We start from the raw sequence: 23,210 nt of genomic DNA, 5'->3' as shown, positions 1-23,210 counted from the left end.
CCATGCTCGCGACCGGATACCCAGCCGCCCCTGCCGTCCTCGCCGTGTCGGCGGACACGATGCCCGCCTGGCTCGAGTGGTTGCTCGGCCCACCGCTGAGCACCGCGATCACGATCGCGATCGGCGCGCTCGTGCTGGTGATCCTGCGCCGGATCATCGGGCGCACCGTCCGGTCGGTCATCGAGGGCGGGACGCAGGTGCGCGCGCACGCCCGTCGCCTGATGCTGCGGTCCGGCATGGAGATCCCGGAGGACGACGTCCTCGCCGAGGCCCGCCGGGCGCAGCGCGTCCAGACCATGGGCTCGGTGCTCAGGTCCGCCGCGGCCCTGCTCGTCGGGATCGTCGTCATCACGGTGCTCGCGAACATCTGGGGGTGGGACCTGGGCCCGCTGCTGGCGTCGGCCGGTGTGGTCGGCGTCGCGCTCGGCTTCGGCGCGCAGACCCTGGTCAAGGACTTCCTGTCCGGCCTGTTCATGCTGGTCGAGGACCAGTACGGCGTCGGCGACGTGGTCGACCTCGGCGAGGCCAGCGGCGTGGTCGAGTCGATCGGGCTGCGGGTCACCCAGGTCCGCGACCTGCAGGGCACCCTCTGGTACGTCCGCAACGGCGAGGTGCTGCGGGTGGGGAACCAGAGCCAGGGATGGTCCCGGGCGTTCGTCGAGGTGCTCGTCACCCCCGAGCAGGACGTCACCGCGGCGGTCGACCAGCTCCGCAGCGCGGCCGCGGCGGTCGCGGACGACCCCGACATCGCACCGCTCCTGCTCGACGAGCCGGGCGTGACGGCGTACGAGGACCTCAGCGCGGAGGCCGTGCGCCTGCGGGTCATGATCAAGACCGTGCCGGGCAAGCAGTGGGACGTGCAGCGCGCGCTACGGTCGAGGATCCGCGACACGTTCGCGCGGGCGGGCGTGGCGCTCGCGCTGCCGCACCGCGAGGTGCAGGTCCGCAACCGGGCGGCGGCTCAGGACCAGAACAGCAACGGCTGACCCCGCACGACCCGGTCCCCTGCCTCGGCGACGGCCAGCACTGCCGAGACCGAGCCCTGCAGCGCGACCACCGGGCTCGCGAGGCGGTCCGGACCGCCGTCGGCCTCACCGACCGACCAGGACAGCAGCGGCTCACCGGTCCGCACCCGGTCCCCGACGGCCGCGTGCGCGGCGACGTGCCCGAGCGTCTCGAGCCGGACGCCGAGATGCACCAGCACGGAACGGCCGGCCTCGGCCACCACCATGACCGCGTGCGGCAGCAACGCATGGACGAGCCCGTCGCAGGGTGCCGTGACGACCAGGGCGCCGTCGGTCAGGTCGGGCTGCACCGCGATGCCCGGGCCGACCACGCCCCCGGCGTAGACCGGGTCGGGCACGTCGGCCAGGGGGACGATGGTGCCGGGGAACGGCGCGACCACCTCGAGCACGGACCGTGCCACGGGCGCCTCCCTTCGGCAGGTGCGAGACGCACGCTACCGGCGCTCCGGCGGCCGCGCCCGGCCAGTGCATCACCAGTGCGAGGTCACAGCGGACCCGGCTGAGCGTCAGGCGTTGGTCAGGCCGAGGTCAAGCCCAGGTGAGCAGGTCGTCGAGCGCAGCGACCGTGCTGCCCTCCGGCGCGGCGAGGTGCAGCGCACCCGGCTCGGCCTGCAGCGCGACGACGGGGCACAGCGGCGGGTTGCCGTGCTCGACCGCGGCGCCCAGGTCCCAGGTCACCAGCACCTGCCCGGCCTTCACCTCGTCGCCCTGGCCACAGTCGAGCGTGAAGGTCTCCCCGAGCAGCCGCACCGTGTCCAGCCCCAGGTGCACCAGCACGGCGCGGCCGTCGGGAGCCTGGATCACGAACGCATGCGGGTGGAGGGCGGACAGCACACCGTCGATCGGAGCGACGACGTCGACGACGCCCGTGCTGCCGGGGTCCACCGCGATGCCGGGGCCGAGCATCTGCTGCGAGAACACCTCGTCCGGCACGTCGCTCAGGGCGACGACCGCCCCGGCGATCGGGGCGCGGACGGTGAGCTGCTCGGCCATGGTCGGCACCCTCACTGCAGCTCGCCGATCTCGGCGGCCAACGAGTCCGCCTCGGGACCGACGACCACCTGCACCACTCGGCCGGAACGCACCACGCCGAAGGCGCCCGCCTGCTTCAGGGCGGCCTCGTCGACCTTGCCCGGATCGGTGAGCTCGACCCGCAACCGCGTGATGCAGGGTTCCAGGTCGACCACGTTAGTGCCGCCACCCAGTGCCGCGAGGATGTCCTCGGCCTTGCTCATCGGTCCTCCTTGGCGCTGTGCGGACGCCGCAGGTCCAGCGTAGCCCGGTCCTGCGTGCCCGCACTGCCTGCGACCAGGGGCCGAACAGGGACCTGCGCCGGCACCGCCGTCCCACCGGCGACGTGCAGCGGCTGCCGTCGCGACCTGGAACACTGTCGCGGTGACCGACACCGCCCCGAGCTTCTACCAGGCCGTCGGAGGTACGGAGACCTTCGCGCGGCTGGTCGAGCGGTTCTACGCCGGCGTCGCCGAGGACGAGATCCTGCGACCGATGTACCCCGAGGAGGACCTCGGCCCCGCGGCCGAGCGCCTGCGCCTCTTCCTCGAGCAGTACTGGGGCGGGCCGAGCACCTACTCCGAGACCCGCGGGCACCCGCGGCTGAGGATGCGGCACGCACCGTTCCCGGTGGGCCCGGCAGCGCGCGACCGGTGGCTCGTGCACATGCGGGCCGCGGTGGACTCGCTCGGCCTCGCGCCGCTCCACCAGGCCGAGCTGTGGGACTACCTCGAGCGGGCCGCCCACTCCATGGTCAACACGTTCGACGAGGGACGGTGAGCAGGCGGTGAGCGAACGACTCGACCGGGTGCTCGAGACGCTCCGGCTGGAGCAGGTGGACCCGGACACGTTCACCGGGCACAACATGCCGATGCCGCACGGCCGGGTGTTCGGCGGGCAGGTCCTCGCCCAGGCGCTGCTGGCCGCCGCGGCCACCGTCCCCCACGACCGTGTGCCGCACTCGGTGCACGGCTACTTCCTGCGTCCCGGCGACATCACCACGCCGATCACGTTCGCGATCGAGCGGCTCCGGGACGGTCGCTCGTTCACGGCGCGACGCACGCACGCGCTGCAGGACGGTCAGCCGCTGCTGTCGATGATCACGTCGTTCCAGCTCGACCAGGACGGGCTCGAGCACACCTCCACGGCGCCGGACGTGCCCGACCCGGAGAGCCTGCCGATGTCGCTCGACGTGCTCGCGCCGCTGGACCACCCGATGGCCACGTTCTGGGGCCGCTACGGCGCGTTCGACGTCCGCCACGTCGAGCAGGAGCTCTACCTGAGCCCCGACCCGACCCGCACCGACCTCCAGCACGTGTGGATGCGCTCACGCGGGCCGCTGCCGGACGACCCGGTGCTGCACCGCGCGCTGCTCGCGTTCGCGTGCGACCAGGTGATGCTCGAGCCCGTGCTGCGCCGGCACGGTGCGAGCTGGGCGTCCCGGGACCTGTCGGTCGCGAGCCTCGACCACGCCATGTGGTGGCACCGGCCCGCGCGCGCCGACGAGTGGCTGCTCTACGTGCAGAGCTCGCCGAGCGCGCAGGGCGGGCGAGGACTCGGCAGCGCCTCGGTGTACGACCGCGCCGGCGCGCTGGTCGCCACGATCGCCCAGGAGGGCATGGTCCGGCTGCCCTGAGCGCCGGGCGGCGCCCGTCGCGGCTCGGCCCGGCCCACCGCGCACGGCGCACGGCACACGGCACACGGCACACGGCACACGGCACACGGCACAGCGTCGGCCGCGGCGGGCGCGCTCGCCGTGCGAGCCGTTCGGGCGCCCCGCAGACTTGGGACGGTGAGCGACACAGCGGAGCCCGCCACGCCGGAGGTCGCCGGGCCGACCGACGACCTGGCGCCGCAGCAGTGCCTGGTCTGCGCCGTCACGGGAGTGACCGGCTACGTCGGCGGACGTCTGGTCCCCGAGCTCCTCGCGGCGGGCCATCGGGTGCGTGCGATCGCTCGCCAGCCGCACCGCCTCCGGGACCGCCCCTGGGCGGGCGACGTCGAGATCGTGGAGGCCGACGCGGGTGACCTCGATGCGATCCGCGAGGGCCTGCGCGGCGCGGACGTCGCGTACTACCTCATCCACTCGATGGCCGGCGGGAAGCGCTTCGAGCAGCGCGACCGGCGCCTCGCGCTGACCTTCGCCCAGGCCGCTCGGGAGGCGGGTGTGCGGCGGATCGTCTACCTCGGCGGGCTGCACCCGGACACCGACGACCTGTCGCCGCACATGGCCTCCCGGCGCGAGGTCGGCGAGATCCTGCTGGCCGGCGGCGTGCCGACCACGGTCCTGCAGGCCGCCGTGATCCTGGGCTCCGGCTCGGCGTCGTTCGAGATGATGCGCTACCTGACCGAGCGCCTGCCGGCGATGACGACCCCACGCTGGGTGGAGAACAGGATCCAGCCCATCGCTGTCCGGGACGTGCTGCGCTACCTGGTCGGTGCGGCCACGATGCCGCCGGAGGTGAGCCGGGCCTTCGACATCGGCGGGCCGGACGTCCTCACCTACCGCGAGATGATGCAGCGCTACGCCGCGGCCGCGGGGCTCCGGCGACGGCTGATCGTGCCGGTCGGGGTGCTGACCCCGCGGCTGTCCAGCCTGTGGGTCTCGCTGGTCACGCCCGTCCCCGCGTCGATCGCCCGGCCGCTGGTCGACTCGCTCATCCACGAGGTGGTCTGCCGCGAGCACGACATCGCCCGGTGGGTGCCGGACCCGGCCGACGGCCTGGTCGGCTTCGACCGTGCCGTGCGGCTGGCGCTCGCCCGGATCGCCGGGGCGGACGTCGAGACCCGCTGGTCCTCGGCCTCGGTCCCCGGCGCCCCGAGCGACCCGCTGCCGTCGGACCCGGACTGGGCCGGTGGCTCGCTGTACCGGGACGACCGCGCTACGCACGTCGACGCCCCGCCGGATGTGGTGTGGCGGGTGCTCCAGGAGCTCGGCGGCGAGCGCGGCTGGTACTCCTGGCCGCTGGCGTGGCGGATGCGCGGGCTGATCGACCGGCTGGTCGGCGGGCCCGGGCTGCGCCGCGGGCGGCGCGACCCGCACCGGCTGTGGGTGGCCGACGCGGTGGACTTCTGGCGGGTCGAGGAGGTGCAGCCCGGTCACCTGCTGCGGCTGCGCGCCGAGATGCGGCTGCCGGGACTCGCCTGGCTCGAGCTCGAGGTCACCCCCGACGGGGACGGGAGCGAGCTGCGCCAGGCCGCGATCTTCCACCCGCAGGGTCTGGGCGGGCACCTCTACTGGTGGTCGGTGACCCCGTTCCACGGCGTGGTGTTCGGCTCGATGCAGCGCGGGATGGCGGCCGAGGCCGAGCGGCGGGCCGCACAGGGCGGGCCGCCGCAAGCCCCCGTCCAGGGCAGCTGAGCCGGGTCAGCGACGACGCCGGCGGAAGACGACCGGGTCCTCGACGTAGGGCAGCCAGGCTGCGCGCTCGCCGTCGGTCAGGCGCCGCGGGCGGCCGGTCCCGGCATCGACCATGACCATCGTGGTCCGGGCATGCACGTGCGCCACGAGGTCGGCCGGGGCGACGGGTGACCCGGTCAGCGCTGCACCCGGGGTCCGGGGCTCGGCGGGTGCGAGCACGCGGTAGCAGACGTCGATGCTCGCGCCGCCGAGGTGACCGATCCACAGCTCCACGATCACCGGTTCCCGGTGGTAGCCGAGCGGCGCGAGGTACTCGACCTCGGTCGCGGCGACGAAGGTGTGGGTCGCGGCGCCCGGACCGGACTCGATGACGGCCGTCGGTGTGGAGCCGGGACCGTGCCGCCAGAACGCCGCGATCCGGGCCTCCTCGAGGAGTCTGAGGGCCTCGACGTTGTTGACATGGCCATAGGCGTCGAGGTCCGCCCAGCGCAGGGTGACCGGGATCTGCAGTCTCATCGCCCTCCTCCTCGGCGCCGCGCCGACTCCTCGGCAGCGGCTCGCAGTGCAGCCGCCCGGCAGTGCTCGTGACGCTCGACGAGCTCGGCGACCGGCTCGACGACCACGCGGTCGGCGACGTCGGAGATCGATCGCCGCAGCGCAGCGGTCGCCCGGCGGGCCTGTCGCCGCGCCCCCGCCCCCGCGACGAGGCGGGCGACGCCCGCGAGCACCAGTCCGGCGACCACCCCGGCGAGCAGCATGAGCGTCGGCACGGGCCAGCCGTGCCACTCGGGTGGCTCGCGTGAGGGCATCCGCAGTGCGTCCAGACCCGCCAGGGCGCCGAGCCAGCCCAGTCCACCCACCGCGACGGCGAGCAGCAACCACTGCGCGACGCCCACGGCGCGCCACCACAGCGGCCGGCGCAGCCTGGTCACGTGGGTCCGGGCGACCGCACGGTCGAGCTCGTCCGCGAGCGCCTCGGTGGGCTCGGTCCCGCGGGCGGCGAGGACCCACGCGTCGGGCAGCCCGTCGGTGGCCCGCTCCCGCCAGTCCCGGATCGCGCCGGCCGCACGGGCGAGCTCGGCCGGGCCGGGGGCCGGCAGCGAGGTGCGAGTCACGTCCTCGCCTGCACCGGCATCGTCCCGGGCGCCCGCCCGCGGTGCGGCGAGGTGCAGGGTGTGCAGCGGGTCGGCGCGGAGACGGCCCACCCACCGGGTCGGTGGCCAGCCCGTCGCCAGGTGCGCGGAGAGCCGCGCCGAGCCCTCGACCGCGGACACCACGGTCGGGACCCCGGCCGCCTCGGCGAACGCATCGACGAGCTCGCGGTCGGCGGTGGGCCGCGGAACCGCCGCCGCCCCGCACTGCGACAGCACGTCGCCGGCGATCGTGACGACGTCTGCCCGGAGCCGCGCAACGCGGGCCTCCCGCCGTCGCGCGGCGTCGCCGAGCGCATCGCGCAGCGCGTCCACGCCGGCCCCGGTACGCGCGGAGACCGGCAGCACCGGCACGCCGTCGAGCCCGTCCTCGGCGAGCAGCCGACGGGCGTCGGCGACGGTGGCGTCCACCTCGCCGGGCGTGAGGCGATCGCTCTGGTTGAGCACCACGAGCAGCACGTCACGGTGCGCACGCAGGTTGCGCAGGTAGCGCTCGTGCACCGCGGCGTCGGCGTACTTCTGCGGGTCGAGCACCCACACCATCAGGTCCACGAGCGCGATGAGCCGCTCGGCCTCGAGCCGGTGCTCGGTGCGCACCGAGTCGTGGTCGGGCAGGTCGAGCAGCACGAGACCTGCGTCGGCGTGCTCGGCGACCACGACCCGCTCACGCACTCCGAGCCAGTCCAGCAGCGGCGTGGACCCGTCGGCGCCCCAGACCGCGGCGAGGGCGGCGGACGTGGTGGGGCGCAGCACGTCGACCTTGGCGACCGGCCCACCCACCAGCGCGTTGACGATGGACGACTTGCCGGAGCCGGTCGCGCCCGCGACGGCGACGACGGTGTGCTCCTCGGACAGCCGCAGGCGGTCGCCGGCCCGCGCGCCGACACCGCGAGCGCGGTCGACGAGCTCGACGGGCAGCACGTCGTGCCCCGCGGCGACCGCCTCGGTCAGCGCCTCGAGCCGCTCGACGATCAGGACCACAGCCGCCTCCACCAGGCGCGCAGACCGCCGGTCTCCGGTTCGGGCTCGGTCTCGACCTCGGGCACGGCCGGCGCCGGCGGCGCCTCGGGCACACCGATCCGGGCGAGCGCTGCGCGGATCTGCGGACCTGCCGACGTCACGTCGAGGGCTGCGAGCGGCGTCGCCGCGCGGGTCGCCTCGTCGGCGAGGACCCGTTCGACCCTGGCCTGCAGGTCCGCCTGCGCGACCCGGGTGAGGCGCCGCACCGCGTCGTCGCCGAAGATCGCCTCGAGCAGGCGCTGAGCGAGCACCGCGGTGCCGCCGGCGACCCCGACCTCGGCGCCGGTGAGGCCGCCCGAGTGCGCGAAGATCACGATCATCAGGGCGGCCCCCAGGCCGTTGACGCCGAACGACAGCACGCGCGCGGTGACCCGCCGGTCCGCGCCCTCGCTGCTCACCAGCTCGAGCACGGAGGTCTGCCAGCCGCGGACCTCCTCGGCGACCCGGTCGCGCAGGTCCGGCGAGGACCGCGACAGGCGCAGCCCGTCGAGGAGCCGCGCCCCCGCGGGGTCGGCGTGCCACGTCGTCCAGGCCTGCTCGGCGGCCCGGTCGGCGGCGTCGGCGACCACGTCGACCAGGCTCGCACCGATCGCGGCGGCGACCGGCTCGGGCGCGGGGCGGCCGCGCAGCGCGGCGGTGAGCCTGTCGCGCCACGAGCTGACCTTGGCCTCGACCGCGCGGAGCAGCTCCCCGGTGCCGATGAACTCCTGCCAGCGGGCGAGCACCTCGCCACGCAGCATGGTGCCGTCGGAGGTCGCGTCGGCGACGGTGCGCGACGCGTTCGCGTAGGCGTCGTCGACGGCGCCGGCGAGCCACTCGGCGTGGGTCACCTGGTCGTCCGCGGCCGCTGCCAGGTGCGGTGCGCGCGCGACGAGGTCGGCGACCGCGCCGCGCACGGTGGCCCGGACCAGGTGCTCGCGTGCGTCGGCGTCGTCGGCGACACGGTGCAACCAGTCCCGCACGCCTGCGATCGCGTCGGGCGGCAGGAGGCCGTCGCGCAGCGCCGCCTCCGGGACGGTCAGCAGCCGCGCCCCGGCCAGCCCACGCTCGGTGAGCATCCGCCCGAGGTCCGCGGTGACGGCCTCCCGCTCGTGCGGCTCGAGCCGGTCGAGCACGACCCCGACCGCGGCCTGGCGCGCGGCGGCCTCGGCGAGCAGGTCCCAGGGCACGGCGTCGGCGTAGCGCGCCGCGGTGGTGACGAAGACCCACAGGTCGGCGGCTCCGAGGAGCTGCGCGCCGAGCTCGCGGTTCGCGGTGACCACCGAGTCGATGTCCGGTGCGTCGAGCAGCGCGAGGCCGCGGGGCACCGCCGGGTGCGCGACCAGGCGGAGCCCGCCCTCGCCGCCCTCGCCCGTCCAGCGCGGGAGCCCGGGCAGGATCCGGTCGGACGCGAACCAGGCGAGATCGTCGGGGTGGTGCACGAGCACCGGCGACCGGGTGGTCGGCCGCAGCACCCCGGCGGGGCTGACCACGGCCCCGACGAGTGAGCTGACCAGGGTGGACTTGCCGGCGCCGGTCGAGCCGCCGACGACTGCGAGCAGCGGCGCGCCCATCTGCCGCACCCGCGGAAGCAGGTAGTCGTCGAGGTGCGCGACGAGCCGCGCCGTCTCGACCCTGGCCGCGGCCGCGCCCGCCACCTCGAGCGGCAGGCGCATCTCGGCCAGGGCGGCCCGCAGCGCGGTGAGCCCGGCGACCAGCTCGTGGTCGGCCGGTGCCGTGCTGCTCTGCGTCACAGGTCGATCATGCCCGAGCGAGCGCGGGCGCGGCCCGCTCAGTCGCGGGTCAGCTTCCGGTACGTCACCCGGTGCGGACGGGCTGCCTCGATGCCGAGGCGCTCGACCTTGTTCTGCTCGTACGCCTCGAAGTTCCCCTCGAACCAGTACCAGCTCGCCGGGTCCGCGTCGGTGCCCTCGTAGGCGAGGATGTGCGTCGCGACGCGGTCCAGGAACCACCGGTCGTGGGAGACCACGACGGCGCAGCCCGGGAAGTCCAGCAGGGCGTTCTCGAGCGAACCGAGCGTCTCGACGTCGAGGTCGTTGGTCGGCTCGTCGAGGAGCAGCACGTTGCCGCCCTCCTTGAGCGTGAGCGCCAGGTTCAGGCGGTTCCGCTCGCCGCCGGAGAGGACCCCGGTGGGCTTCTGCTGGTCGGGACCCTTGAAGCCGAACGCGGCGACGTAGGCGCGCGACGGCATCTCGACGTTGCCGACCTTGATGTAGTCCAGCCCGCCGGACACCGTCTCCCAGAGGGTCTTCTTCGGGTCCAGGCCGCCGCGGGACTGGTCGACGTAGGAGATCTTCACCGTGTCGCCGACCTTGAGGTTGCCGTCGTCCAGCGGCTCGAGGCCCACGATCGTCTTGAAGAGCGTCGTCTTGCCGACGCCGTTCGGGCCGATCACGCCGACGATCCCGTTGCGCGGCAGCGAGAACGACAGCCCGTGGATGAGAGTCCGGTCCCCGAAGCCCTTCTTCAGGTCCGTGGCCTCGATGACCTGGGTGCCCAGACGCGGACCCGGCGGGATCTGGATCTCCTCGAAGTCCAGCTTCCTGGTGCGCTCCGCCTCGGCCGCCATCTCCTCGTAGCGCTGCAGACGTGCCTTGGACTTGGCCTGGCGACCCTTGGCGGACTGCCGGACCCAGTCGAGCTCGTCGGCGAGGCGCTTGGCGAGCTTCGCGTCCTTGCGGCCCTGGACCTCCAGGCGGGCACGCTTCTTCTCCAGGTACGTGGAGTAGTTGCCCTCGTACGGGTAGAGCCGCCCGCGGTCCACCTCGGCGATCCACTGCGCGACGTGGTCGAGGAAGTAGCGGTCGTGGGTGACCGCGATGACCGCGCCCTCGTACTGCGCGAGGTGCTGCTCGAGCCACTGCACGGACTCGGCGTCCAGGTGGTTCGTGGGCTCGTCGAGCAGCAGCAGGTCCGGCTTCTCCAGCAGCAGCTTGCACAGCGCGACGCGCCGCCGCTCACCGCCGGAGAGCACCGTGACGTCGGCGTCGGCCGGCGGGAGCTGCAGCGCGTCCATCGCCTGCGAGAGCTGGTTGTCCAGGTCCCACGCGTCGGCGTGGTCCAGGGCCTCCTGGAGCTCGCCCATCTCGGCGAGCAACGCGTCGTAGTCGGCGTCCGGGTCCGCCATGAGCTCGCTGATCTCGTTGAACCGGTCGAGCTTGGCCTTGACCTCGGCGACACCCTCCTCGACGTTGCCGAGCACGGTCTTCGACTCGTTCAGCGGGGGCTCCTGGAGCAGGATGCCCACCGAGTAGCCGGGCGACAGCCGTGCCTCGCCGTTCGACGGTTGGTCCAGCCCGGCCATGATCTTGAGGATCGTCGACTTGCCGGCGCCGTTCGGGCCGACCATGCCGATCTTGGCACCCGGGAAGAACGCCATCGTGACGTCGTCGAGGATGAGCTTGTCACCGTGCGCCTTGCGCGCCTTGTGCATGGTGTAGATGAACTCGGCCACTGCGGGCTCGCTCCAGTCGTCGCGGGGTCGTTGTTCCGACCCGACAGCCTACGGCGTGAGGACGGGCTCCGGCGCATCGACCTCGGCCGCGGCCGGCTCCGTCGCCCACGGGTCCTCGGCCGGCTCCTCGGGCGTCGCGTCCTCGACCCGCTCGACCCCGGCGGCACCGGAACGGTGCACCCTGCGGCGGAACGTCCCCGAGCCCCACACCATGTCGTGCCCCACGGAGTCGGCCTCGATGACGAACCCCGCGTGGGTGCCCTTGTCCGACTCCCACTGGTCGGTGCGCAGCCGGCCCATGACGATGACGGGATCTCCCTTGCGGATCGACTCCGAGACGTTGATCGCGAGGTCCCGCCAGGCCTTGACCGTGAACCACTCGGTGGGCCCGTCACCCCACTCGCGGGTCTGCGGGTCGAACCGCCGCTCGGCCACCGACACCCGGAACGACGTGAACGGCACGCCCTCCCCCGACACCTCTCTGGGCACCGTGCCGACCCACCCGGTCACCGTCACGGTCGCTGCCTTGCGCATGTCTCGCCTCGATCCCGGCCGGTCCGTCCGGCCACGGGGCGACGGTGCCCGGCCGAGGGCTCCCCTGCGGGCGGCGCCCGGTCAGTCGGTGGACGCGTCCTCGGGTCCGGGGTCCGTGGAGGGCACCTCGACGTCCGCGCGCGCCGCGGCGAGGCGGACCAGCTCGTGGTCGCCGAGCACCTCACGGGTCGGCGCGCCCAACGCCTCCTCGACGGCGGACTGCACCGCGTGTCGGCCCGCGGCGAGCAGCTGCGCGGCGGCCGCACGTGCTGCCCGTCTCAGCGAGCGACGCGTCCACCAGAGCGAGCCCGCCGCGAGCAGCAGGGCGCCACCGCACACGGCCCACCACCACGGGTCGAGCAGCACCGCGGCGGCGGCCGCTCCGGCGGCGAGCAGGACGAGCACCCACGGCGCCCACCGTTGCACTGTCGAGCGCCTCGCCCGTGGCGGGATCTCGACGGCGGCGAGCGCGGTGTCCACGGCGCGGACCAGGCCGGCGTCGTCCGCAACCGCGTCGACCAGCGAGTCGCGCCACGGTGCGGGAAGCCCGGCGGTCGTGTCGGCCAGCCACGCCTCCCGCACCAGTCCCGCGCGCTCGGCCTGCACCGGTCCGAGCGTCGGCGCCAGCGTGGACGGCTCCGAGGCCGCCGGAGCACCCGCCCGCACCGCCTCGACCTCGCCGGGCACCCCGGCCGCCTCGAGCAGGGCGTCGACCGCACGACCGACCGGCGGCTCGGGCTCGCCGTCGCCGACGGCCGTGGCCAGGGCGGTGGCAGCGTCGTCGAGCTCGGCAGCGGCGTGCGCCTCGGCGACCCCGTGCGCGGCGACCACCTCGGCGAGCACGTCGTGCACGTCCGTCAGGCCCGCACCGGTGGCCGCGCTCACCGGCAGGGTGCGCATGCCGTGCAGGCCGTCGGCCTCGAGCAGCCGCTCGACGTCGGCCACGAGCTCGTCGCGGGCCCGCTCCGGCACCGTGTCGATCTGGTTGAGCAGCAGGAGCATCGTCGCCTCGTGCCCGGCCAGGCGGGACAGGTACCCGGTGTGCAGCGCGTCGTCGGCGTACTTCTGGGGGTCGACGACCCAGGCGAGCAGGTCGACCTGCGGCACGAGGCGGTCGACCACCTCGTGGTGGGCCGCCTCGACCGAGTCGTGGTCCGGCAGGTCGAGCAGCACCAGGCCGCGCAGCGCCGCCTGGGTCTCGCCGTCGAGCGCCGACTCGCGCTCGATCCGCCGCTCCAGGTCGACACCGAGCCAGTCGAGCAGCGCCGTCGCGTCGTGCGCCCAGACGCACGCGGTGACCTTGGAGGTCGTCGGCCGGCGCACCCCGACGTCGGCGAACTTCAGCCCGGACAGCGCGTTGAACAGGGACGACTTGCCCGAACCGGTGCCACCCACGAGCGCGACGACGGTGTGGTCGACGCCGAGGGCGAGCCGTTCGCGCACGCCCGCGAGCAGGGTGCCGACCCGGTCACGCAGGTCGGCGTCGGCCCGCTCGCCGGCGAGGGCGAGCGCCGCCTCGAGGTTCTCGACCTCCTCGAGCAGGGCCGCGGTGCGCTCCCCGGGCGCGACCGGTGCGTCAGTCATGTCCACTCCTTGAGCACGGCACGGCGCAGCTGGAGCCGGGCCGCCGCGTCCGCGGCGAGGTCGGGCGTGTCCAGCGCGGCGCGCACCGAGGCCCCGGCGGCGAGCACCTGCGCACGGACCCTGGTCACCAGGTCGTCGGCCGCCTGCTGCACCAGCTCGGACCCGGCCTGCGAACCCATGGCCTGCTCCACATGCACCCGGGCGGCACCGAGCCCCACCGCCGCACCGGCGACGACGACGCCGGCTCCCCGCGCACCCGCGAGGCGGACGAGCCGCGCGGCGCCCCTCGAGCGTGCCGCTTCGTGCTCCACGGCCGCGGCGGTGTCCGCGAGCCAGGCGACGGCGTCGACGTCGGGGGCCGGGACCACCGGGGCGGTCTCCGGCACCGGCAGGTCGTCGAGCTCGTCCCCGACCGCAGCGTCGACCGCGCGCGCGCCGGAACGCCGTGCCGCGACGAGCGCGACCCGCGCCGCACCCTCGAGCTCGGACCCGACGTGCTCGAGTGCCTCGACCCGTGCGGCGTGCCCGCGACGCGAGGTCCAGCCCCGGCCGAGCGGCCCCGACCCCGCGCGCGAGGACCAGGCGCTGCGCACCGGCCCCTCCGCGACCCCGCCGCGCTGCACCGAGGCCGCCGCGGCCGCACCGGGCTTCTCCAGGCACGCGTCGACCCGGCGCTCCAGGTCGGCCCTGGCTTCCACCTGGGCCTCGACCGCGTCCGCGAGCTCGCCGATCCACGGCCGCAGCGCACCGATCGCGCCGCGCTGGGTGCGCGCGATGACCGACTGCGCACGGTCTGCACCGGCGAGCACGGTGAGCCACCGGCGCACCGGGGCGACGGCCTTGTCGTCGAGCAGGCCCTCGTGCGGCCCGGCGTCCGGCACCAGGAACAGCGGGACGCTGGACAGCCCGCGCGCGCCGAGGCGGGCGAGCAGGTCGGAGCGCACCGTGACGACCGCGTCCTTCGGGACCCGGTTGAGCACCATCGCCATGGAGACCTTGCGCTCGGCGGCCTGGTCGAGCACGTGCCAGGGCAGCGCATCGCCGTACCGCGCCGCCGTGGTGACGAACAGCCACAGGTCGGCCGCGTCCATCAGCCGCTGCGCGACCCTCCGGTTGTCCTCGACCAACGAGTCCAGGTCGGGAGCGTCGATCAGCGCGATCCCGCGCGGCACGACGTCGCGCGCCGCCACGTCGACCTCGGCCAGCAGGGGGTGCTCGGCCAGCAGGTCGCCGTCGGCCGGGTGGTGCACGAGCACGGGTCGACGGGTGGTCGGCCGCAGCACGCCCGCCTGGCTGACCTCCTCCCCGACGATCGAGTTCACCAGCGTGGACTTGCCGGCCCCGGTCGAGCCCGCGACCACCACGAGACCGGGCGCGGACAGCTCGCGCAGCCGGGGCAGCAGGTGGTCGTCGAGCTGCTCGAGCAGCGCCCGGCGACGTTCCCGGGCGTGCTCGACGTCCGCCAGCGGCAGCGGGAAGACCGTCGCCTCGACGTCGGCGCGCAGGTCGGTCACGGCATCCAGCAGGGACGCGCGCGCCACCGGCCGCTCGGGGTCGTGGTCGCCGTGCACGTCGGCGACCCGACCCCACTGGGTCGAGGTGGACGGGGTCGGCTGCACGCCGTCATCCTTGCGCGGCCCGCCGCAGGCACCAAGGGAGCACGCCGGACGATCGGCTCGGCCGCACGACTCCGCGGCCGCATCGCACCGGGCCGGTCCACGGACCAGGACGCTCTCAGCGCCCCGATCGCACGCGGATCACAGCTCGATGCCGGTGCACCGCCCCGTGCACGACAGCGACCACAGGCTGGTCGGGACCGACCACACGGTGGAGGCGACCAGGCGCTCGCCGTTGGGCCCGACCCGCTGCGCCGGGCCGGCGCCCGAACCGGAGTCGGACGAACCCGAGTCGCCCGCTCCGGACCCGCCCGAGCCGGTGTCGGACCCGGTACCGGATCCGCCGGAGTCCGATCCGGTGCCCGAACCGTCCGTCCCGCTGCCCGAGCTGCCGGAGCTGCCGGAATCGGTGCCCGACCCGCCGGTCCCGCTGCCCGTGCCCGAGTCCGTGCCGGTTCCGTCGCCCGAAGAGTCGGCGCCCGAGCCACCCGTGCCGGATCCCGAGTCGCCCGTCCCGGTTCCGGTGCCTGCTCCGCCGGATCCCGAGTCGCCCGAGGAGTCGGCGCCCGATCCGCCGGAGCCGGAGTCCCCGAGGCCGGAGGACCCGCCACCCGTGCCCGCATCCGCCGGCGGGTCGACGGAGTACACCAACGCGTCCGGGAGGACGCTGCTCAGGCCCGAGCCGTAGACCGTGACGTCGTAGGTCCCGGTCGGCATCGCCGGGGTGAGGAAGGCCAGGGTGCCGTTGGCGCCGTCGAGCACCAGACCGATGACGTGGGCCGTGGCCGACGGCCCCACCCGCACACCCGACGCCTGGGTCATGGCCAGCCCGCGCACCAGGACCAGGTCGCCACCGGCGGTCGCCACGTGGACCTGGCTGATCGAGGTGACCTGGAAGTCCCCGACCGCGTCGAAGTACTTCGCGTCGGACCCCGACCCGCCGGACGACGAGCCCGAGGAACCCGACGACCCGGAGCCCGACCCCGCGTCCGTGCCGGAGCCACCTGACGAGCCCGACGACCCCGAGGAGTCCGACGAGGAGTCGGTCCCGGAGCCCGTGCCGGAGTCCGCGCCGGCATCCGAGCCGGAGGCGCCGGACGAACCGGAGTCGGACGAGCCCGAGGACCCCGAGCCCGTGTCCGAACCGGACCCGCCGGACGAACCGGAGTCGGACGACGAGCCGGTGTCGCTGCCGCTCGACGAGCCGGAGTCCGAACTCGACCCGGAGTCCGAACCCGAGCCGGAGTCCGTACCCGACCCTGCGTCGGAACCTGACCCGCCGCCGGACGACGACCCCGAGTCGGCGCCCGACCCGCCGGAGGCGTCGCCCCCGCCGGCACCCCCGGCCGGCGTGTCGGCGACCACCAGCGGTGCGGCGAACGGCCGGGTCAGGGCCTCGCCGTCCTTGAGGATCTGCGCGCTGAGCCCGAACTGGCCGGCGCCCAGCTCCATCGTCGGGTTCAGGATCTGGGTCCCGAGCTCGGACAGGACGCCGAGGTCGAAGCTGACCAGCCCGTCGTCGTCGGTCGCTGCGGTGGTCCCGCCGAGGGACACCTGCTCACCGGAGACCGCCCACACCTGCCCGTCGACGAGCATCGACAACCCGAGCACAACCTGGTACGAGCCCGCTCCCGCGGCTGAGGTCACCTCGACGCTCGGGGCGATCTCGCCGGGCTGCGCGACCATCTGGTCGAACGCGTACGCGACCGTCCCGTCCGGCCCGTGCAGCCCCGCGATCGTCAGCCGCCCGCCGGTGACGCACAGGCCGGACAGCGACGGCAGCGGCGTCACCCCGGCGAGCAGCAACGCCCGGAGCTCGGCCAACCCGGCGCCGGGGTTGACCGCCACGTAGTCCGCGATCGCCCCGGCCACGTGCGGTGCTGCGATCGACGTGCCGGACACCAGGCGGTACCCGCCGTCGTCCCACGTGGTGACGACCTTCTCCCCCGGCGCGAACAGGTCGACGCTCGTGGCGCCGTACGCGCTGGACGCGGCCGGCACGTCCGCGGCACTCGTCGACCCGACGGTGATGACGCCGTCGCTGGTCAGGCTCGCCGGGTACAGGATCGAGGAGTCCCGGTCGCCGGTGTCGTTGCCGGCGGCGGCGACCACCAGCACGCCCGCGGCCGCGGCGTAGTCCACCGCGGACCGCAGGTTCGTCAGGGCCGCGCCGGTGAACTGACCGCCGAAGCTCGCGTTGATCACGTCCGCGCCGTGGTCGACGGCCCACCGGATCGCCTCGGAGGCGAGGTTGACGTCGACGGTCTCCCCGCCCCCGACGACGAGCGGCATGACCCGGGCCTTCGGGGCGACACCGACCGTCCCGGCGCCGTTGTTCATGGCCGCGGCCACGACTCCGGCGACCGAGGTGCCGTGCGATCCGTACCCGGTGTTGTTCACGTCGGCGGAGTTCGCGTAGAAGTTCCACCCGTGGCACGCGCCGGCCTTGCCGTCGCCGTCGACGTCCGCGGCCCCGCAGGGCTCGGCGGGGTTGGTCCACAGCGCCGCGGAGAGGTCGGCGTGATCGGTGTCGTACCCGGTGTCGACGATGGCGACCACCGCGCCCTCACCCTGGCTGACCGACCAGCCCGTCGGGGCGTCGATGTCCGCTCCGGCGACAGCCTCCGGCTGCAGGTAGGCGTTCGACCCGGTGTTGTTCAGCGACCACGCGTACGTCGAGTAGTAAGGGTCGGTCGGGTTGACCGCCTCGCCCGCGACCGGAACCTGCTCGGAGACCTCGACGTCCGCCACGACGTCCAGCGCGGCGAGCTCGCTGCGCTCGAGCGTGGTCGCGACCAGGACCCGGCCGTCGTCGAGCAGCTGGGCCGAGACCACCCCCGGCGTGGCGGCGAGCGCCTCGAGCGCCTGGTCGGCATCGGGTTCGGCGGTGGGCGCGTCGACGACCGCGGCGTCGCCGTCGGCCGAGACCGCCACGGCCGAGTCGCCGAGGACGTAGTAGAGCACCCCACCGCTGACCTGCAGCGTCCCGCCCGGCCCGAGCTCGTCCTGCGCGACGGCCAGGGCGGCCATGTCGAGCGGCGCGACCGGGTCGGCCGGAACCGGCAGCGCGGTCGGCGCCCCCGCCGGCCCGTTCTCCAGCGCCACCGTGACCACGTACCGGGTGAGCCCGTCACCGTCGCCGAACCCGTCGGCGACCGCCACCTCGGTCCGGTCCGGCAGCGCGACCGCGCTCACGGCAGCGGTCACGACTCCGGCCGCGACGACGATCGCGAGGGTTCTGCTGAGGTTCATCCGGTACCTGGTCCTTCAGGTGGCGGGCGCGGGGGTGCGTCCGGGGTCCGTCATGGTCCCTGCGCACCCTGCCCACGACCTGCGCACGAGCAGCGGTCCGCACCTCTCCGTCGGCCGGGCAGCGGCGGTCGTGAGGTGGTCGCGAGGCCTTGCACCCGCATGGCGGAGACGATCGGGACAGTCGGGACATGCGCCGCCCGGCCCGCGGCGGGCCGACATCGATCCGAGCGGGCCTGGCCATGCCTCATCGGCGTGCGAAACGGCCCGGGCCCACCTCAGCGCTGGGCTTCAGCCACCGTCGGCCTCGGAGCGCATGCGCTCGAGAGTGCTCGTGAGCGCAGCCGTGACCTCGTCCGGGTCCGGCCGGGCCTCGCCACCACCCGCCTGCCGGGTAGTGATGACCAGAGCGGCATCGTCCGTGACCTGGGCGGCCGCGAAGGTCGCGTAGGCGTCCCCGTCGAGGCACCCGACCTGAGCGGCCGGAAGCTCGTCGATCAGGACGGCTTCTCCGGCTGCCCCGTCGCAGAACTCGTCGACACCAGCGGCGACCATCGGCACGAAGCCGGATGGGAAGACGCCGATGCCGACGAGGCCGTCCGGGTCGGACTCGGCCGTCCGTGCCATGCAGAAGGCCCACGGGCTGCCGCTCGCGAGGTCTCCGGACCCGGTGCCAGGCGCCGGATCACCCAGACGTGCGTCGACGAGCGCGGCGAGGTCGCCCTCGGTGAATGCCTCGCACAGGAGCGCGGGATCCGACGTCTCGTCCAGAGGCACGTCTCCGAGCCGGAGTGGAGTCGGCCCCGGTGCACACGCCGCCACCGATGCGACCACGACAGCTGCCAACGCCACCCGCGTGTACCTCACTGCGCCCCCGCTCGCCGACACTCGGTTGATCCATCGGCGGTCCGACGGGTCAACTCAAGCCCTGGGGAGTGTCGGCAGCCCACGTCCACGACAATAGTTAGGTTCTTGACAGTTTGAGTTCTATCTATCTATCGTCGTCCCCATGGCAGACACCAGCGCCGCAACGGTCGTCGAGCTCATCGCACGGGTCTCGAACCGCCTGCGACAGTTCATGGCGACCGGGATGGACGCCGCTGACCTCGGTGGCCTCACCATGCACCAGGCGCGGATGCTCGGCTTCATCGAGGCGACGCAGGACCGCGGAGTGATCGCCCGCGACATCGCCGAGGCCACCGGCACCCGGCCGGCCAGCGTCTCACCGGTCCTGGCCGGCCTCGAGCAGGACGGCTGGATCGAGAGACGGCCCGACCCTGCGGACTCCCGACGCAAGACCCTGCACGTCACGCCGAAGGGCTACGACCTGGTCAAGAATTTCGAAGCCGGCCTGTGGTCCGGCGTCGAGCCCCAGATCGAGGCTGCGCTCGACGCGGCCGACCGCGCCGCCCTGGTGGCCGCGCTCACCAAGCTCGACCGTCACCTCGCCGAGGTATCGCCGACGACCTGACGGGCTGCACGCCGCACGCCGGCCCGGACCCCACCTACCGCGCCCCGACCCCGGGCCCGCGCAGCACACCGACCCACCCACGCCCCGCGACGCCTTCGCGCGCCCTCGCACGCCCTCGATCAGGAGGTTCCGATGTCCGAGATCACCACCGCAGACGCCCCCGCGGCGCGCGACGACGCCTGGTACCTGCACCACGCGCCGGTCGGCCGGGCGCTCGCGCACCTGGCCGTCCCGATGATGGCCGCGACGTCCGTCGGCGTCGTCTACAACGTCGTCAACGCAGGCTTCATCGGCTCGCTGCACTCGACGGCGCTGCTCGCCGCGCTCACCTTCGGGCTGCCGCTGACGTCGTTGCTGATGGCCGTGGCCGGGGTGTTCGGCACCGGCGGATCGGCAGCGATCAGCCGCCTGCTGGGACGGCTCCGGCAGGCCGACGAGGCATCTGCCGCCGCACTGCGCAGCCGGGTCCGCAACCTCTCCGCGCTGACCACGTGGGGCGCGGTCGCGGCCGGCGCGACCGTCGGGGCGTTGGGTCTGATGTTCCTCACCCCGGTCACCCACCTGCTCGGTGCGACGGGAGATGCCGCGGTGCCGACCGCCGACTACCTGCGCGTCATGCTCATCGGTGCGCCCGTCCTGACCGCCGCCTTCGCCCTCGAGCAGCTGGTGCGCTCGGAGGGCGCCGCACGCGCGTCGATGACCGGGATCATCATCTCGACCGTCGCCAACCTGGTCCTGGACGTCGTGTTCATCCTGGTCATGGGCTGGGGCGTGGCGGGCGCGGCCGGCGCGATGGTCGGCTCGAACGTCGTCACCGTCATCTACTTCCTCACCTACCTGCACCGGCAGTCACCGCTGCTGACAGCGAGCCCCCGATGGCTGACCCCGAACCGCAAGGACACGCTCGAGGTCCTCTCCGTGGGGTCCTCGGAGCTCCTGATGATGGGCTTCATGACGCTGAGCGGCGTGCTGTTCGCCCGCGTCGCGGCCGGGTACGGCGAGTCCGCGCTGGCGGCGTTCGGCGTCGGCCAGCGGATCGTCCAGGTGCCGGAGATGCTCGCGATGGGCGTCCAGCTCGGTGCGATGCCCATGCTCGCCGCGGCCTTCGGGGGCGGGGTGTCGACCCGGCTGCGCGCCGGGCTGAGGGCCTCCGCGGTCTGGGTGGCCGCGATCGTGGTCGCCTTCTTCGTGCCGGTCCTCGTGCTCGGCCAGGACCTCTTGAGGATGTTCTCCGCCGACCCGGACGTGCTGAGGATCGGCTTCGTCGTGCTCGCCGCCCAGCTGGTGTCCGCGCTGTTCAACGGCTTCACCGGCCTGGTGACCACGCTGTTCCAGGCGACCGGGCAGGCCGGCCCCGCCGCGGTGCTGGCGACCGTGCAGGGCGTTCTGTTCGTGCCCCTGCTGTTCGCCGGGTCGGCGTGGGTCGGCCTGAACGGGGTGATCTGGGCGATCACCGTGACCGAGGTGGTGTGCTTCGCCCTCGCCATGGCGCTGCTGGCCACCCGCCGGCGGCAAAGCTTCGCCGGACCCGTCCCCGCCTCGGCCTGAGCCGGCAGAGGTTCGCGGCCAGCGCGCCCGCGCACACCCACGGGTGCCCACTCCGGCTAGCCTGGTCCGTCGGTGCGGGTTCTCCCGCACCGTGCAACGCGCCGCGGTCGTCCGGCGCCCGCACGTCCCGCCCCCGTAGCTCAGTGGATAGAGCGTCGGACTTCTAATCCGTTGGTCGCAGGTTCGAATCCTGCCGGGGGCACCAGCCGGGGGCGACGCGTGGTCAGTGCCGGGCCGCGACCCCCTCGACCTCCCGGCCGCTCTCGACCAGCGCCGCGAGCGCGACCCGGACGGCCGCTCGTTCGAGCCGATCGGGGCGGCCCAGCGCGACGATCGAGCGAACCGCGCGGACGTCGGACAGCGGCACCAGGACCACGCCCGGGCGCGGGCGGGTGGTGAACCGGGGCAGCAGCGCGCAGCCCCGGCCCGACGCGACCAGAGCCTCGACCACCCGGTTGTCCCGGATCCGCTGGACGATCTCCAGGGGCACACCGGCCCGGTGCTCGATGGCGATCCGGACCGTGTCGAACGGGTAGCCCAGCGGCACCCCGATCCAGGCCTCTGCTGCGAGGTCGGAGGCGAGGAGGGTGCGGTGTCCGGCCAGCCGGTGGGACGCCGGCACGGCGACGTCCAGCGGCTCGCGCGCGATCGTGCGGGTGACCAGGCGATCCGAACCGGCCGGCGCCTCGGCGAGGCTGTGCGCGATGACCAGGTCGTGGTCGGCCGCCCGGCTCGCATAGTCGGCCTCGGCCACGTCCTCGTCGGTGAGCGCCACGTCGACACCGGTGCCGGCCAACCGGGACACCAGCCCCGGCGCCAGGAACTCCACGGCGCTGGGCAGCCCCGCGATCCGGACCAGGCCGGACGGCCGGCCGCGCAGGTCGTCCAGCTCGCGCTGCAGCCGCCCCAGCTCGGTCGCCACGCCTACCGCGCCGTCGGCGAGCAGGCGTCCGGCCGTGGTGAGCCGCAGACCGCGTCCGTCCGGCTCGACCAGCGCGACGCCGAATGCGCGCTCGGCGCTGCGCAGCTGCTGGCTCACGGCGGACGGTGAGCGGAAGGTGGCCTCCGCGACGGCCGTGACCGTTCCGCGGTCGGCCAGCTCGCGGAGCAGCTCGAGGTGCCGGACATCCATGAAGGAATCCTAAAGCGACCGTTCAGCACCGTGCGCTGGTTCTTCACGATCACCTGGCCGACCATGGTGTGCGTGCCCGCCCGTCACCGACTGCTCGCCATCGCCGTGGCCGCCCTGTGGGGCGTCAACTTCCTCGCCATCCACGCCTCGCTGGAGCAGTTCCCGCCGTTCCTGCTCGTCGCGGTCAGGTTCACCCTGATCGCCGTGCCGACGCTCCTGTTCGTGCCCCGCCCGCGGGTCCCGGTGCGCTGGCTGGTCGGCTACGGGCTCGGCTTCGGGGTCGCGCAGTTCACCTTCCTGTACTGGGGGATGGCAGCAGGCATGCCCACCGGGCTCGCCTCCCTGGTGCTGCAGGCATCCGCACCCTTCACGCTGGCGCTCGGGGCGCTGCTGCTCCGCGAGCGCGTGCGTGGACGCCAGTGGGTGGGCATCGCGGTGGCGATCGCCGGGATGGCCCTCGTGGGGTTCTCCCGTGCCCAGGCCGCCGCGCTGGTGCCGTTCCTTCTCGTCCTCGCCGGCGGCCTGGGCTGGGCGTTCGGGAACCTCGCCAGCCGGCTGGCCCAGCCGCCGAACCCGCTGCACCTGACGCTGTGGATGTCGGTGGTCGTGCCCGTGCCGATGCTCGCCCTGTCCCTGGTGTTCGAGGGGCCCACGCGGATCTGGGCGGCGCTGGCGGGTTCGGTGTCGGCGGACGCGCTACCCGCGTGGGCGGGCCTGGCCTACACCTGCCTCGTCGCGACCGTCATCGGCTCGGGGATCTGGACCTGGTTGCTGGCCCGGCACCCGGCCGGCGTGGTGGCCCCGTTCTCGATGCTGGTACCCGTGGCGGGCCTGCTCACCGCGGCGCTCGTCCTCGGCGAGCGGCCCACCTGGCTCGAGCTGCTCGGTGGGGTCGTGGTGGTCACCGGCGTGCTGGTCGGTGCGTTGCCCTCCCGCCGGACGCGGCCCTCCCTTGGCCGAGACGGCACGCTGGCAACGACCAAAAGCGCGGCCAGCCAAGAAGCGGCTTCGCCTCGGCCCACAGGAGCGCTGGGCCGAGGCGAAGCCGCGCCTG

The 23,210-nt window shown here is 74.4% G+C and carries 20 protein-coding genes and 1 tRNA gene; 8 read left to right on the top strand and 13 right to left on the bottom strand.

The features are described from left to right. Nucleotides 1–2 precede the first annotated feature (2 nt). On the top strand, nucleotides 3–986 hold the full coding sequence (locus tag OEB99_RS18050; protein WP_263578687.1) for a mechanosensitive ion channel family protein: 984 nt from the start codon (nucleotides 3–5) through the stop codon (nucleotides 984–986). Here OEB99_RS18050 and OEB99_RS18045 read toward each other — a convergent pair. The 3 genes from OEB99_RS18045 to OEB99_RS18035 form a co-directional block, all read right to left on the bottom strand. After that, on the bottom strand, nucleotides 962–1,426 hold the full coding sequence (locus OEB99_RS18045; protein ID WP_263578686.1) for a PTS sugar transporter subunit IIA: 465 nt from the start codon (nucleotides 1,424–1,426) through the stop codon (nucleotides 962–964). The two genes, OEB99_RS18050 and OEB99_RS18045, sit on opposite strands and share 25 nt — an antisense overlap. A 127-nt stretch (nucleotides 1,427–1,553) precedes the next feature. Then, complete coding sequence (locus tag OEB99_RS18040; protein ID WP_263578685.1) at nucleotides 1,554–2,018, bottom strand: PTS sugar transporter subunit IIA; 465 nt, start codon at nucleotides 2,016–2,018, stop codon at nucleotides 1,554–1,556. An 11-nt stretch (nucleotides 2,019–2,029) separates the two neighbouring features. Further along, nucleotides 2,030–2,260, bottom strand: coding sequence for a PTS sugar transporter subunit IIB (locus OEB99_RS18035; protein ID WP_263578684.1), 231 nt, complete (start codon nucleotides 2,258–2,260; stop codon nucleotides 2,030–2,032). Between the two features lie 160 nt (nucleotides 2,261–2,420). On the opposite strand from OEB99_RS18035, the gene OEB99_RS18030 reads away from it, so the two are divergent. The 3 genes from OEB99_RS18030 (at nucleotide 2,421) to OEB99_RS18020 (ending at nucleotide 5,397) form a co-directional block, all read left to right on the top strand. After that, the gene (locus OEB99_RS18030; RefSeq protein WP_263578683.1) at nucleotides 2,421–2,816 is read left to right on the top strand and encodes a globin; all 396 of its coding nucleotides are present in this window, start codon (nucleotides 2,421–2,423) and stop codon (nucleotides 2,814–2,816) included. A gap of 7 nt (nucleotides 2,817–2,823) precedes the next feature. Then, nucleotides 2,824–3,672, top strand: a complete 849-nt coding sequence (locus tag OEB99_RS18025) for an acyl-CoA thioesterase (protein ID WP_263578682.1) — start codon at nucleotides 2,824–2,826, stop codon at nucleotides 3,670–3,672. Between the two features lie 156 nt (nucleotides 3,673–3,828). Beyond that, nucleotides 3,829–5,397, top strand: coding sequence for an SDR family oxidoreductase (locus OEB99_RS18020; RefSeq protein ID WP_411910708.1), 1,569 nt, complete (start codon nucleotides 3,829–3,831; stop codon nucleotides 5,395–5,397). A gap of 6 nt (nucleotides 5,398–5,403) precedes the next feature. Here the strand turns inward: OEB99_RS18020 and OEB99_RS18015 are convergent, their stop codons facing one another. From OEB99_RS18015 to OEB99_RS17975, 9 genes are all read right to left on the bottom strand, one after another. Further along, nucleotides 5,404–5,913, bottom strand: a complete 510-nt coding sequence (locus tag OEB99_RS18015) for an acyl-CoA thioesterase (protein WP_263578681.1) — start codon at nucleotides 5,911–5,913, stop codon at nucleotides 5,404–5,406. Further along, nucleotides 5,910–7,529 (bottom strand): GTPase, encoded by a 1,620-nt coding sequence (locus tag OEB99_RS18010; protein ID WP_263578680.1) that lies wholly within the window; start codon nucleotides 7,527–7,529, stop codon nucleotides 5,910–5,912. The genes OEB99_RS18015 and OEB99_RS18010 overlap by 4 nt, the downstream gene beginning before the upstream one ends. After that, nucleotides 7,520–9,301 (bottom strand): GTPase family protein, encoded by a 1,782-nt coding sequence (locus OEB99_RS18005; protein WP_263578679.1) that lies wholly within the window; start codon nucleotides 9,299–9,301, stop codon nucleotides 7,520–7,522. Before OEB99_RS18005 ends, OEB99_RS18010 begins: the two co-directional genes overlap by 10 nt. Before the next feature lie 38 nt (nucleotides 9,302–9,339). Then, nucleotides 9,340–11,022, bottom strand: a complete 1,683-nt coding sequence (gene ettA / locus OEB99_RS18000; RefSeq protein WP_263578678.1) for an energy-dependent translational throttle protein EttA — start codon at nucleotides 11,020–11,022, stop codon at nucleotides 9,340–9,342. 48 nt (nucleotides 11,023–11,070) lie between these two features. Next, nucleotides 11,071–11,556 (bottom strand): single-stranded DNA-binding protein, encoded by a 486-nt coding sequence (locus OEB99_RS17995; protein ID WP_263578677.1) that lies wholly within the window; start codon nucleotides 11,554–11,556, stop codon nucleotides 11,071–11,073. 81 nt (nucleotides 11,557–11,637) lie between these two features. Next, nucleotides 11,638–13,140: a GTPase gene (locus OEB99_RS17990; protein WP_263578676.1), complete on the bottom strand. Its 1,503-nt coding sequence runs from the start codon at nucleotides 13,138–13,140 to the stop codon at nucleotides 11,638–11,640. After that, nucleotides 13,137–14,759: a dynamin family protein gene (locus tag OEB99_RS17985; RefSeq protein WP_263578675.1), complete on the bottom strand. Its 1,623-nt coding sequence runs from the start codon at nucleotides 14,757–14,759 to the stop codon at nucleotides 13,137–13,139. The genes OEB99_RS17990 and OEB99_RS17985 overlap by 4 nt, the downstream gene beginning before the upstream one ends. A gap of 138 nt (nucleotides 14,760–14,897) precedes the next feature. Next, a complete protein-coding gene (locus OEB99_RS17980) occupies nucleotides 14,898–18,008 on the bottom strand; it encodes a S8 family serine peptidase (RefSeq protein ID WP_263578674.1) in 3,111 nt (1,036 codons plus the stop codon). A gap of 288 nt (nucleotides 18,009–18,296) precedes the next feature. Then, the gene (locus OEB99_RS17975; protein WP_263578673.1) at nucleotides 18,297–18,782 is read right to left on the bottom strand and encodes a hypothetical protein; all 486 of its coding nucleotides are present in this window, start codon (nucleotides 18,780–18,782) and stop codon (nucleotides 18,297–18,299) included. A 232-nt stretch (nucleotides 18,783–19,014) separates the two neighbouring features. On the opposite strand from OEB99_RS17975, the gene OEB99_RS17970 reads away from it, so the two are divergent. From OEB99_RS17970 to OEB99_RS17960, 3 genes are all read left to right on the top strand, one after another. Beyond that, complete coding sequence (locus OEB99_RS17970; protein ID WP_263578672.1) at nucleotides 19,015–19,476, top strand: MarR family winged helix-turn-helix transcriptional regulator; 462 nt, start codon at nucleotides 19,015–19,017, stop codon at nucleotides 19,474–19,476. Nucleotides 19,477–19,608: 132 nt separating this feature from the next. After that, nucleotides 19,609–21,024, top strand: coding sequence for an MATE family efflux transporter (locus OEB99_RS17965; RefSeq protein ID WP_263578671.1), 1,416 nt, complete (start codon nucleotides 19,609–19,611; stop codon nucleotides 21,022–21,024). Between the two features lie 129 nt (nucleotides 21,025–21,153). Beyond that, nucleotides 21,154–21,229, top strand: a tRNA-Arg gene (locus OEB99_RS17960). Nucleotides 21,230–21,247: 18 nt separating this feature from the next. Here the strand turns inward: OEB99_RS17960 and OEB99_RS17955 are convergent. Beyond that, on the bottom strand, nucleotides 21,248–22,156 hold the full coding sequence (locus OEB99_RS17955; protein ID WP_263578670.1) for a LysR family transcriptional regulator: 909 nt from the start codon (nucleotides 22,154–22,156) through the stop codon (nucleotides 21,248–21,250). Between the two features lie 72 nt (nucleotides 22,157–22,228). Between OEB99_RS17955 and OEB99_RS17950 the strand changes: the two genes are divergently transcribed. Further along, the coding region (locus tag OEB99_RS17950; protein WP_263578736.1) for an EamA family transporter at nucleotides 22,229–23,210 on the top strand (982 nt) is incomplete at its 3' end.

The sequence above is a fragment of the Actinotalea endophytica genome (genome assembly GCF_025717005.1).
GTDB lineage: Bacteria > Actinomycetota > Actinomycetes > Actinomycetales > Cellulomonadaceae > Actinotalea.
This window is presented reverse-complemented; position numbering and strand designations above follow the sequence as displayed.

Bases quoted from the DNA above. Each gene is read 5' to 3' on its own strand.
- OEB99_RS18040 (WP_263578685.1), bottom strand. From the start codon at position 2,018: ATGGCCGAGCAGCTCACCGTCCGCGCCCCGATCGCCGGGGCGGTCGTC.
- OEB99_RS18015 (WP_263578681.1), bottom strand. From the start codon at position 5,913: ATGAGACTGCAGATCCCGGTCACCCTGCGCTGGGCGGACCTCGACGCC.
- OEB99_RS17965 (WP_263578671.1), top strand. From the start codon at position 19,609: ATGTCCGAGATCACCACCGCAGACGCCCCCGCGGCGCGCGACGACGCC.
- OEB99_RS17970 (WP_263578672.1), top strand. From the start codon at position 19,015: ATGGCAGACACCAGCGCCGCAACGGTCGTCGAGCTCATCGCACGGGTC.
- OEB99_RS18035 (WP_263578684.1), bottom strand. From the start codon at position 2,260: ATGAGCAAGGCCGAGGACATCCTCGCGGCACTGGGTGGCGGCACTAAC.
- OEB99_RS18050 (WP_263578687.1), top strand. From the start codon at position 3: ATGCTCGCGACCGGATACCCAGCCGCCCCTGCCGTCCTCGCCGTGTCG.
- OEB99_RS17995 (WP_263578677.1), bottom strand. From the start codon at position 11,556: ATGCGCAAGGCAGCGACCGTGACGGTGACCGGGTGGGTCGGCACGGTG.
- OEB99_RS17955 (WP_263578670.1), bottom strand. From the start codon at position 22,156: ATGGATGTCCGGCACCTCGAGCTGCTCCGCGAGCTGGCCGACCGCGGA.
- OEB99_RS17980 (WP_263578674.1), bottom strand. From the start codon at position 18,008: ATGAACCTCAGCAGAACCCTCGCGATCGTCGTCGCGGCCGGAGTCGTG.
- OEB99_RS17990 (WP_263578676.1), bottom strand. From the start codon at position 13,140: ATGACTGACGCACCGGTCGCGCCCGGGGAGCGCACCGCGGCCCTGCTC.